Here is an 11,170-nt window from a genome sequence, read left to right on the forward strand (position 1 = left end):
GAACTCGCCGCTCAATAATCGATGGTGGCCTTGATCGCCTCGAAGACCTTCAGGTGGTCCGGCAGATACTCTTTCTCCAGCGTCAGCGGGAAGGGCGTGTCCAGGCCGGTCACCCGGGCGATGGGCGATTCCAGGTAGAGAAAGCAGCAGCTCTGGATGGTGGCGGCGATCTCGGCGGCGAAACCACCGGTCAACGGCGCCTCGTGGCTGATCACCAGGCGGCCGGTCTTGAGCACGGATTCGGTCACGGTCTCGACGTCCCAGGGCAGGATGCTGCGCAGGTCGATGATCTCGCAGGAGATACCTTCCTTTTCGGCGATTTCTGCCGCCCTGTCGAGGACCTCCATCTGTGCTCCCCAGGCCAGCAGCGTGATGTCCGTGCCCTCCCGGGTGATTTCCGCCTCGCCCAGCGGCAGCTCGTAGTCCTCGTCCGGCACCTCGCCCACCGCGGCGCGATACAGCCGCTTGGGCTCGAGAAACAGCACCGGATCGGGGGTACGGATCGCGGCCAGCAGCAGGCCCTTGGCCTGGTGCGGGTTGCGCGGCACGACGACCCGCAGCCCCGGCGTGTGGGCAAAATAGGCCTCCGGGGACTGCGAATGATAGTGGCCGCCGGCGATGCCGCCGCCGTAGGGTGTGCGGATGGTCAGCCCGCCAACGTCGAACAGATTGCCGGAGCGGTAACGGAACTTGGCGGTCTCGTTGACGATCTGGTCGAAGGCCGGAAAGATGTAGTCAGCGAACTGGATCTCCGCCACCGGCACCGCCCCCTGCGCCGCCAGCCCGTTGGCGAAGCCGATGATCCCCTGCTCGACCAGCGGGGTATTGAAGCAGCGATCGCGACCGTACTTTTCCTGAAGGTGGCTGGTGGCGCGGAACACACCGCCGAACACGCCGACGTCCTCGCCGAAGCAGACCACCTTGTCGTTGGCGGCCATCGCCGTGTCCAGGGCGTTGTTGATGGCCTGGAGCAGATTCATCTCAGCCATGGTCACGCCCTCCTGTCGCCTTGTCCCGATCCAGATAGGGTGCGCTCTTTGGGTAGGCATCCGGATACTTGCGAATGTGCGACTCGAGCGCGGCGAGTTGCTCGGCCAGTGCCGGGGTCACCTGCGCGTAGACGTCGGTCACCAGCGTCTCGAGGGCCGGCGGCCGGCGCTTCTCGGCGGCCTTCATCGCCTCCAGCACCTCGCGGCGCCGGGTTTCCTGCTCGTGCTTTTCTTCATCATCGCTCCACCAGCCCTGCGCCTCGAGCCAGCGCCGCATGCGCAGGATCGGGTCCTTCTCACGCCAGGCATCCTCTTCCTTGCGGCTGCGATAGCCCGATGGATCGTCCGAGGAAGAGTGCGCCGCGAGCCGGTAGGTCATCGCCTCGATCAGCACCGGCTGGTTGTCCTCCACCGCCAGCTTGCGCGCCGCCCGGGTCGCCTGATGGACGGCCAGCACGTCGTTGCCGTCGACGCGGATCACCTTCATGCGGTACCCGAAGGCCCGTGGGGCGATACCGTCGGCATGGAACTGTTCGTGGGCGGGTGTCGAGATCGCATAGCCGTTGTTGCGGCACAGGAAGACCACCGGCACCTGCAGCACCGAAGCCATGTTGAGCGCGGCATGGAAGTCGCCTTCCGAGGCCGCCCCCTCGCCGAACACGGTCAGCGTGCAGAGACCCTCACCGGCCAGTTTCTGGCCATAGGCGTAGCCGGTCGCCTGGGGAATCTGGGTGGCCAGCGGCGAGGAGATGGTCAGGTAGTTGAGCGTCTTCGAGCCGTAGTGAATCGGCATCTGCCGGCCCTTGCCATGGTCGTGCTCGTTGCCGAACAGCTGGTCCATGAATTCGTCGAGGCCGAAGCCGCGGTAGGCCAGGGCGCCCTGCTCGCGATACTGGGCCATGATCATGTCGCCGGGATCGAGCGCCGCGGTGCTGCCGACCACGGTACCCTCCTCGCCGGTGGACTGCATGTAGAAGCTCAGCCGCCCCTGGCGCTGGGCGGCCATCATCCGCTCGTCGAGCACCCGGGTGAACAGCATGGCGCGATAGATGCGCAATGCCGTCTCGCGCTCGAACTCGGGCGCGGCGGCCTGCGGATGCAGCGTCCCGTCCTGCCGGAGCAGCTCGAACCGGGGAATATGAAATTCATCGCCGTTCAGGAAGGTCGGTTCATGAACGACACCCGCGGCTGTTGTTGTACTCATGCTCGTCGCTCCTTGTCGTATCCCGGATCACGGGACACGCGAGTCACATCACAGAACCGGAACCGAGCGCCTCGTGAGCGAGCTCCGGATGGCAGTCGGCCGGGGCGGTGATCGCTGCCGTGCAACGCCCCTCCCCGTCACTGTAGTCGGCGGCACCGTCGAGGGGTGGGACGTGCGCCGACGCAATGCGGCCGGCTTTCAACGCTTGGCCGACCCGCGCTTATTGACGTTTACGTAACATAGAACATGCCATTCGCCGCGTCAGTCAGGCGACGTGCGACGTTAGTCGATCGGGAGCGGTTTTCTACACTGGGAGACAGGACGGCGATACATCGCAGGAAGGACCCGCACAAGGAGAGACCTCATGGCCATGAACGTGGCACAGAAGCTGATCGGCGCCCATCTGACACAGGGCCGCATGACCCCGGGAGAACCGATCGCCCTGACCATCGACCAGACGCTGACCCAGGACGCGACCGGCACGATGGTGATGCTGGAACTCGAGGCGATGGGACTCGCCCGGGTACGAACCGAGGTGTCGGCGCAGTATGTCGATCACAACCTGATCCAGGAGGACAACAGGAACCCCGACGATCACCGCTTCCTGCAGAGCGCCGCCGCCCGGCTCGGGGTGTGGTTCTCGCGGGCCGGCAACGGAGTCAGCCACCCCACCCACCAGCAGCATTTCGGCAGGCCCGGCAGGACGTTGCTGGGCTCGGACAGCCACACGCCCGCCGCCGGCTCGATGGGCATGCTGGCGATCGGCGCCGGCGGCATCGACGTGGCGATGGCCATGGCCGGCGAGCCCTTTCACCTCAAGATGCCCGAGATCTGGGGGGTCAAGCTCACCAATGCCCTGCCCGACTGGGTCAGCGCCAAGGACGTGATCCTGGAGATGCTCAGGCGACACGGCGTCGACGGCGGCACCGGACGGATCATCGAGTACTACGGCCCGGGGCTCGCCAGCCTCTCGGCGATGGATCGCCACGTGATTGCCAACATGGGCGCCGAGCTGGGCGCCACCACCAGCGTGTTCCCCGCCGACGAGGCGGTAAAACGCTTCCTCGAGGCAGTGGGCCGCCCCGATGACTTCGCCCCCCTCGAGGCCGACGACGGAGCCGACTATGACGTTCACGAGACCATCGACCTGTCGAACGTGGTGCCGCTGATCGCCAGGCCCTCGAGCCCCGGGAATGTAGTACCGGTCCGCGAGATCGCCGGCGAAAGCCTCTCCCAGGCCTATATCGGCTCGTCGGCCAATCCCGGCTATCGCGACTTCGCCATCGCCGCGGCGATGGTCAAGGGCCGCCAGGTCAGTGACTGGGTGTCGTTCGACCTCAACCCCACCTCGCGCTCGATCCTCGAGACCCTGACCCGCGACGGTCACGTGCTCAACCTGCTGGGCGCCGGCGCCCGCCTCCACCAGGCCGGCTGCAACGGCTGCATCGGCATGGGCCAGGCACCGGCCAACGACACCAACAGCCTGCGGACCACGCCGCGCAACTTTCCCGGCCGCTCCGGCACGCGCGAGGACCGCGTCTTCCTGTGCAGCCCGGAAACCGCCACCGCCTCGGCGCTCAGGGGCGAGATCACCGATCCCCGCGACCTTGATTTCGATTACCCCAGGGTCAGCGATCCGATCGACCCGATCCTCAATACCCGCGACCTGATGCCGCCCCTGCCGGCATCGGAGTCCTCGCGGGTCCAGCTGATCAAGGGACCCAACATCGCCTCGCTGCCGGAGTTCGAGCCGATCGGCGACGACCTCGAGCTGACCATCCTGCTCAAGATGGCCGACGACATCTCCACCGACGAAATCATGCCCGCCGGCAACGAGGTGCTGCCCTACCGCAGCAACATCCCGCGAATCTCGGATTTTTGCTTCGGGCCCGTCGACGCAGATTACGTCGGCAACGCCCACGACAGCGGTGATCACGCGCTGATCGCCGGGGGCAACTACGGCCAGGGCTCGAGCCGCGAACACGCCGCCATCGCGCCACGCTATCTGGGCCTGCGGGTAGTGGTAGCCAAAAGCTTCGCGCGCATCCACTGGCAGAACCTGGTCAACTTCGGCGTGCTGCCGCTGCGTTTCGACAGCGACGCCGATTACGACGCGCTGGAGACCGGCCAGACGCTGCGCTTCTCGGGGCTGCACAAGGCTCTCCAGGACGGCGATACCCTGACCGCCGAGACGCCCCAGGGCAAGATCACCCTGCGCCACGATCTGACGCCGCGACAGGTCGAGGTGCTGCTCGACGGCGGGCTGATCAACTGGATGAAACGCCACCACGATATCTGATCGAACCGGCGGTCGGCGCTCCGATGGCCGGCGCTCCGATGGCCGGCGCTCCGGCGGTCGGCGACCCGGTGCACCGACGACGTCACCCCGGCCGGGGGAGCAGCAGGGCGTCGTCGATCGCGATGAACTCCGACGCCGAGTGCTTCAACGCCTCGGCGGTGAGTTCCGCCACGCCGTAAACCTCGACCGGGATGGCGAAACGCTCGGCGAGCCGGTCCGCCAGCAGAGCAAAATCACCGTCACCCGAAACCAGCACCAGGCGTTCGACCTCCGTGGCGAGTTCGACGGCGTCGAGGGTGATTCCCACGTCCCAGTCGCCCTTGGCGGAGCCATCGCGACGCTGGATGAACGGCTTGAGCTTCACCGTGAAGCCGATGCCGCGGAGGATGTCCTGAAAGCGGCGCTGCTGGTCGTCGCCGCGGTCCACGGCATAGGCCAGCGCCTGGACGACTTGGCGGCCAGCGGAGGCCCGGCGCCAGAACGCCCGGTAATCGAAGTGCCGGCCGAAGGCCTGACGGGTGGTGTAGTAGACGTTCTGCACGTCAACCAGGATCGCAATGCGCTCCACGGCTCGGCTCCGGTGTCGAGGAAAAGGGGTCAGCCAGGCAACAGCGGCGAATGGCCGTCATCTTCATGGGCCCAGACCCGAAACGCTGCCAGGCGATTGGGCCCGAAGGTGTTGGCGATCGGCACATCGGCGGCGTCCCGCCCCCGGGCGATCAGGACACGGCCGATCCGACGATCGTTGTTGCGCGGATCGAAAGTGTACCAGCCACCGTCGAGATAGGCCTCGAACCAGGCATGGAAGTCCATCGGCGCGTGCGGTGGCAAGACGTCGACGTCGCTGAGATAACCGGTGCAGTAGCGTGCCGGAATGTTCATCGCCCGGCACAGGGTCACCGCCAGATGGGCGAAGTCGCGACACACCCCACCCCGCTCGTGATAGACCTCCCAGGCCGACTTGGTCGCCCGTGCATACGGATAGCCGAAGCTGATGTGATGATGCACGAAATCGCAGATGGCCTGTACGCGCTGCCAACCGGAAGGGCCACTGCCGAACCGTTGCCAGGCGATATCGGAGAGCCGATCGGTTTCACAGTAGCGGCTACCGATCAGATACAGCAGCGTTTCGGACGGCAGCTGTTCCACCGGCAGCTGCCCGGCGTCGGGATGCACCGGGTCGGGCAGGCCGGGATCGTCGATCACCGCATCGGCGGCGATCACGGTACGCCCGGGCGGAGCCACCAGACGCACGCACCAGTTGCCGAACGAGTCGCGATAGGGCTCGGTCGGCAGGGAGGGCACCGTGATCAGGTAATCCGGCGCCACCAGATCGGAAACCCGCGAGTAGTGCACGTGAGTCAACACGATCATCGGTACCGCCTGCGGGCACTCGTAGACGATTTCGTAGCCGATCCTCAGACGCATCTCTGCCCCTCCCTCGCCACGCCTGTGTTGAGGGTAGCCGCTTATGACAGTGGATACGTCAGGCGTCGTCCCAGACACGCCGGGCGATCTCGACGACCCGGCCGAGCTTGGCCCACTGCTCGTCCTCGCTGAGGTGATTGCCCTCCTCCGTGGACGCGAAGCCGCACTGCGGGCTCAGGCAGAGCTGGTCCCGGGCGACGAAGCGCTGCGCCTCGCCGATGCGCCGCTCGATCGCCTCCACCGGCTCGAGCTCGCCGCTCTTGGTGGTGATCAGCCCCAGCACCGCCTGCTTGTGGCCCTCCGGCAAAAAGCGCAGCGGCTCGAAGCCACCGGCCCGGTCGGTATCGTACTCGAGGAAGTAGGCATCGACGTCGACCTTGCCGAACAGGGTCTCGGCGACCGGCTCGTAGCCGCCTTCACTGATCCAGGTCGAACGGAAGTTGCCGCGGCAGACGTGCAGGCTGACGTGGAGATCGTCGGGCCGGCCGGCCAGGGCATGGTTGAGTACCTCGGCGTAGATGGCCTCCAGGCGCTCGGGGTCGTCGCCGCGCTCGCGAGCGGCCTGACGCTGCTCGGCCGAACACAGATAGGCCCAGACGGTGTCATCGAGCTGCAGATAGCGACAGCCGGCGGCATGAAACGCCTGGACGGCGTCACGATAGGTGTCGGCCAGATCGGCGAAGAAGGCGTCAAGGCTCGGGTAGACGCGCTCATCGATGTTGCGTCGTCCGCCGCGGAAGTGCAGCACGCTGGGACTGGGAATGGTCATCTTGGCCGTCGATGCACTCACCGTGTCGGCCAGGAAGCGGAAATGATCGAGCATCGGATGGTCGGCCGGGAAGCCGAGCCGATCCACGACCCGAACGCCGCGCGCCCGGGTGCTCACACCCTGAAACTGGATGCCCTGCTCGGCCTCGAAACCCTCGACGCCGATCAGCCGTTCCAGAAAGTCGAAATGCCACCAGGCGCGCCGGAATTCACCGTCGGTCACCGCGCCGAGGCCCAGCGCCTCCTGACGGGCAACGACACGGCGGATCTCGTCATTCTCGACGTCCCGCAGCGCGATGGCGTCGATCTCGCCGGCCTGATGACGGTGGCGGGCCTGCTTGAGCGTTTCGCTGCGCAGCAGACTGCCGACCGTGTCGGCACGAAAGGTAGAAACAGGCATGGTACGGCTCCCTCGATCTGTGAGGGCCGCACTATGCCGAATGCATCATGAGGTGGCTAACGGAGTCTGTTCAGGTTGCCATGAACAATATTCAAGATGGCCTCAATGCACCGTCTCGGGAACCGAGGCTTCCTCACGCTCGCCTTCCCAAAGGGTCGTGCGCGTGATCGCGTGATCGATCATCTCGCGGGCCACCTCGAAGCGGCTTTGCCGCAGCAGCTCCGCGGCCTCTTCCGAGAAACGGATACGCAGCAGGGGTTCGCCCTCCCCTTCGGCGGGGCGCAGAATGACCTCGCCATCGGCGAGCTCGACGATTTCCAGTACAGCGGTCTCTGACACGTTCACCTCGATATGTCCCGTCATGACAACAAAAAACGACCACAGCGCATGGCCATGGTCGTCATTGTCTTTGCCCCAGCTTACCACTCCCGCGGCGCGGACGTCACCATTCGAAGCTGGTTTCCCGCAGGCGCGCCAGCTCGGCCTTGAACGCCTGAATGCCGGCGCTCAGGTCATCCCCCAGGGGACGACGATCGGCGATGGCGATCAGTGAGGCATCGGCCTCGCGGCGGGCTACCCCCTCGGCCGATTCAAGAGCGTCCAGCTGTGCGCAAAGATGCCCGAGCCAGCTTTGCGGATCCTCGCGCAACTCCCTGAGGCGATGCAGCTCGGCCACATTCTCGCCCTGCGCCCCCAGCAGCTCGCGCCAGTCGTGGTGCGCCAAGGCGGCATGTTCGGTCAGTTCACGCAGTGCCGCATCCAGGGCCAGGCCGAGCAGCGCCAGCGCCCCTTCCTCGCGCGCCATGCGGCGTGCCGGTGCATGCTCGTCGTCACCCTCGGGCATGCCGAGCAGCAGCTCGGCCTGATAGAGCAGCTGGTTGGTACGTCCCCGTGGTGTCATTTGCGCTTGTCCTCGATCTGCCAGCGCCCATCCTCGTAGGTCGCCTTCCAGCCGGACGCCTTGCCGTCCTTTTCGGTCATCACGTACTGGCTCTTGGTCTTGCGCGAGAAGCGGATCTGCGCCGGGCGGCCGTCCGGATCCTCGTCGGGCGCCTCGAGCAGGAAATGATACTTCTCGGGCAGCGCCTCGGCGTGCGCACGGATCTCCTTGACCAGTGGCGCGCGCGTCTCGCGGTTCTTGGGAAACTGGCTCGCCGCCAGGAACAGTCCGCTCGCTCCGTCGCGCAGCACGTAGTGATCCTCGACCTTCTGGCAGGCCAGCTCCGGCATCGGGATCGGATCCATCTTGGGCGGCGCGACCTCACCGTTCCGGAGCAACTTGCGGGTATTCTTGCAGTTCTCGTTGGTGCAACCGAAGTACTTGCCGAAGCGCCCGGACTTGAGCTGCATGTCGGCGCCGCACTTGTCGCACTCGATGGTCGGCCCCTCGTAGCCCTTGATCTTGAACTTGCCGGTCTCGATCTCGTAGCCGGCGCAGTCGGGACTGTTGCCGCAGATATGCAGCTTGCGGGTCTCGTCGATCAGGTAGCTGTCCATCGCCGTGCCGCACTCGGGGCAGCGGTGCTTGGCGCGCAGCGCATCGGTCTCGGCATCCTCGTCGGCATCGGCGGCCACCGCCTCCTCGCCGGGGATCAGATCGATGGTGGTCTTGCAGCGCTCCTTGGGCGGCAGGTTGTAGCCCGAGCAGCCCAGGAACACCCCGGTGGAGGCGGTGCGGATCTGCATCTTGCGCCCGCACTTGGGACAGTCGATGTCGGTGGGCACCGGCTGGTTGGGGCGCATGCCGTCCTCGGCCTCGGCCCGCTCGAGCTGCTGCTTGAAGTGCGCATAGAAGTCGTCGAGCAGTCCCTTCCAGTTGCGCTGCCCCTCGGCGACCTCGTCGAGGTTGTCCTCCATGCGCGCGGTGAAGCCGTAGTCCATCAGGTCGTCGAAGGATTCGGCCAGGCGGTCGGTGACGATGTCGCCGAGCTTCTCGGCATAGAAGCGCCGGTTCTCGAGCTTGACGTAGCCGCGATCCTGGATGGTCGAGATGATCGAGGCATAGGTCGAGGGTCGGCCGATGCCGCGCTTCTCGAGTTCCTTGACCAGGCTCGCCTCGGTGAAGCGCGCCGGCGGCTTGGTGAAGTGCTGCTGCGGGTCGAGCGTCACCAGCTGCAGCGCGGTGCCTTCGGCCAGGTCGGGCAGCGTCTGGTCCTCGTCCTTCTTGCCGGCGGGCTTCATCACCCGGGTGTAGCCGTCGAACTTGAGCACGCGGCCGCGGGCACGCAGCTCGTAGCCGTCGACCTCGACGGTCAAGGTGGTCGACAGGTATTCGGCGGGCGTCATCTGGCAGGCCACGAACTGACGCCAGATCAGCTCGTAGAGGCGTTCGGCGTCACGCTCCATGCCGTTCAGATCGGCGGTGGTGCGGGTCACCTCGGAGGGGCGGATCGCCTCGTGGGCCTCCTGGGCGCCCTCCTTGCTGCTGTAGCGGTTGGGTGACTCCGGCAGGTAACGCTGACCGAACTCGCTGCCGATGTAGTCGCGAACGCCATTCACCGCTTCCTGGGAAAGGTTGGTGGAGTCGGTCCGCATGTAGGTGATGTAGCCCGCCTCGTAGAGCCGCTGGGCGAGCGTCATGGTCTTCTTGACCGAGAAGCCCAGCCGACCGCTGGCCGCCTGCTGCAGCGTCGAGGTGATGAACGGCGCGTTGGGCTTCGAGCGGGTCGGCTTCTGCTCGCGGGCGGTGATCGACAGGTCTGCCGTGCGCAGCGCGGCGATACGCTCCAGAGTCTCGGCCTCGGAGGTAGGCCGGAACGGCTTGCCGTCCTGGCGGACCAGCTCGAAGCGCACGGTCTCGTCGCCGCCGGCCGGGCTCAGGTCGGCATGCACGTCCCAGAACTCCTCGGGCACGAAGGCGCGGATCTCGCGCTCGCGCTCGACGATCAGGCGCACCGCTACCGACTGGACACGCCCTGCCGATAGACCGCGCGCCACCTTGCTCCACAACAGCGGGGACAGCATGAAGCCCACCACCCGGTCCAGGAAGCGGCGCGTCTGCTGGGCCTCCACCCGGGGCATGTTGAGAGTGCCCGGCTCCTTGAAGGCCTCCTGGATGGCATTCTTGGTGATCTCGTTGAATACGACTCGCTTGTAGCGATCGTCATCACCGCCGATGGTCTCGCGCAGGTGCCAGGCGATCGCCTCCCCCTCGCGGTCAAGGTCGGTGGCGAGATAGATGGCGTCCGCCTTCCTGGCCAGCCGGGCCAGTTCCTCGACCACCTTTTCCTTGCCCGGCAGGACTTCGTAGCGCGCCTCCCAGCCATGCTCGGGGTCGACCCCCATGCGGCGAATCAGCTGCGTCCAGGCCTTCTGCTTCTTGTAGGCCGCCTTTTCGTCCGGCGACATCTTGCGGGTCGCGGCAGCCTGACGCGCACGTTCCTTGGGGTCGGAAGCCGTCTTGCCCGAGCCGCTGGTCGGCAGGTCGCGGATGTGGCCAACGCTCGACTTCACGATGTACTCGTTACCGAGGTACTTGTTGATCGTCTTGGCCTTGGCCGGCGACTCGACGATGACCAGTGACTTGCCCATAGTGCTCCACTTTCGACTGGCCGACTCCCGTCTCCGGAAGCCGGCAAGGTGTCCGTAGCCGACGGCTCCGGGCCGCCGGCGGAAAAATGCGCCTACCCTACCCCAGCCACCTGCTTCGCGCCAGTCACGGGCCGGGGCCGGCCGAGCCGCCTGCCGCCGGGCCGGCCTTCATGACACTAGCCATGACCCGAGTCCCCGCGCAAGCTTCGCCGGCCACCGGTCCGTGCGTTGACAGCTTTGTTTTCGGGGCTGACATCGTGCTGTAGTATTATGTAGTAAAATGACTACATGAAAGCGTGGCGGGCAGGCCCGGCAGACGGCACATGCCTTTATCGGCCTCCGGCGACTTTTCTCGCCCCCGAGGATTTGCCACGTTTATTCACGTATCGATGAAGCGGCCAACCAAGGAGACCCTCATGCCGGAAGCATTGCACGGCCACGCCCCCATCCGTCGCACCAAGATCGTCGCCACCCTGGGCCCCGCCAGCGACCGCGAGGGCGTGCTCGACGCGATGATCACCGCCGGCGTCGACGTGGTACGCCTCAACTTC

At 66.1% G+C, this 11,170-nt stretch carries 10 protein-coding genes; 2 read left to right on the forward strand and 8 right to left on the reverse strand.

Annotated elements, in window-relative coordinates; all coding sequences use genetic code 11:
- Positions 1–11: 11 nt before the first annotated feature.
- On the reverse strand, positions 12–989 hold the full coding sequence (locus ACTCB7_RS12050; protein ID WP_463006856.1) for an alpha-ketoacid dehydrogenase subunit beta: 978 nt from the start codon (positions 987–989) through the stop codon (positions 12–14).
- Entirely contained in the window at positions 982–2,193 is a 1,212-nt protein-coding gene (locus tag ACTCB7_RS12055; RefSeq protein ID WP_463006857.1) for a thiamine pyrophosphate-dependent dehydrogenase E1 component subunit alpha, read from the reverse strand. The genes ACTCB7_RS12050 and ACTCB7_RS12055 overlap by 8 nt, the downstream gene beginning before the upstream one ends.
- Before the next feature lie 364 nt (positions 2,194–2,557).
- Here ACTCB7_RS12055 and ACTCB7_RS12060 point away from each other — a divergent pair, with 364 nt between their 5' ends.
- Positions 2,558–4,492, forward strand: coding sequence for an aconitate hydratase (locus ACTCB7_RS12060; RefSeq protein WP_463006858.1), 1,935 nt, complete (start codon positions 2,558–2,560; stop codon positions 4,490–4,492).
- A gap of 82 nt (positions 4,493–4,574) precedes the next feature.
- On the opposite strand, the gene ACTCB7_RS12065 is transcribed toward ACTCB7_RS12060, so the two are convergent.
- The 6 genes from ACTCB7_RS12065 to topA all read right to left on the reverse strand — a co-directional run bounded on the left by ACTCB7_RS12065 (position 4,575) and on the right by topA (position 10,619).
- Positions 4,575–5,060, reverse strand: coding sequence for a LabA-like NYN domain-containing protein (locus ACTCB7_RS12065; RefSeq protein WP_463006859.1), 486 nt, complete (start codon positions 5,058–5,060; stop codon positions 4,575–4,577).
- Between the two features lie 29 nt (positions 5,061–5,089).
- Positions 5,090–5,920 (reverse strand): transglutaminase-like domain-containing protein, encoded by an 831-nt coding sequence (locus tag ACTCB7_RS12070; RefSeq protein ID WP_463006860.1) that lies wholly within the window; start codon positions 5,918–5,920, stop codon positions 5,090–5,092.
- Positions 5,921–5,978: 58 nt separating this feature from the next.
- Complete coding sequence (locus ACTCB7_RS12075) at positions 5,979–7,088, reverse strand: cobalamin-independent methionine synthase II family protein (protein WP_463006861.1); 1,110 nt, start codon at positions 7,086–7,088, stop codon at positions 5,979–5,981.
- Positions 7,089–7,190: 102 nt separating this feature from the next.
- Positions 7,191–7,427, reverse strand: a complete 237-nt coding sequence (locus ACTCB7_RS12080) for a hypothetical protein (RefSeq protein WP_463006862.1) — start codon at positions 7,425–7,427, stop codon at positions 7,191–7,193.
- Positions 7,428–7,530: 103 nt separating this feature from the next.
- Entirely contained in the window at positions 7,531–7,989 is a 459-nt protein-coding gene (locus ACTCB7_RS12085; protein ID WP_463006863.1) for a DUF6586 family protein, read from the reverse strand.
- Positions 7,986–10,619, reverse strand: coding sequence for a type I DNA topoisomerase (gene topA / locus ACTCB7_RS12090; protein WP_463006864.1), 2,634 nt, complete (start codon positions 10,617–10,619; stop codon positions 7,986–7,988). The genes ACTCB7_RS12085 and topA overlap by 4 nt, the downstream gene beginning before the upstream one ends.
- A 416-nt stretch (positions 10,620–11,035) precedes the next feature.
- On the opposite strand from topA, the gene ACTCB7_RS12095 reads away from it, so the two are divergent.
- The coding region (locus tag ACTCB7_RS12095) for a pyruvate kinase (protein ID WP_463006866.1) at positions 11,036–11,170 on the forward strand (135 nt) is incomplete at its 3' end.

Source organism: Modicisalibacter sp., assembly GCF_055145905.1.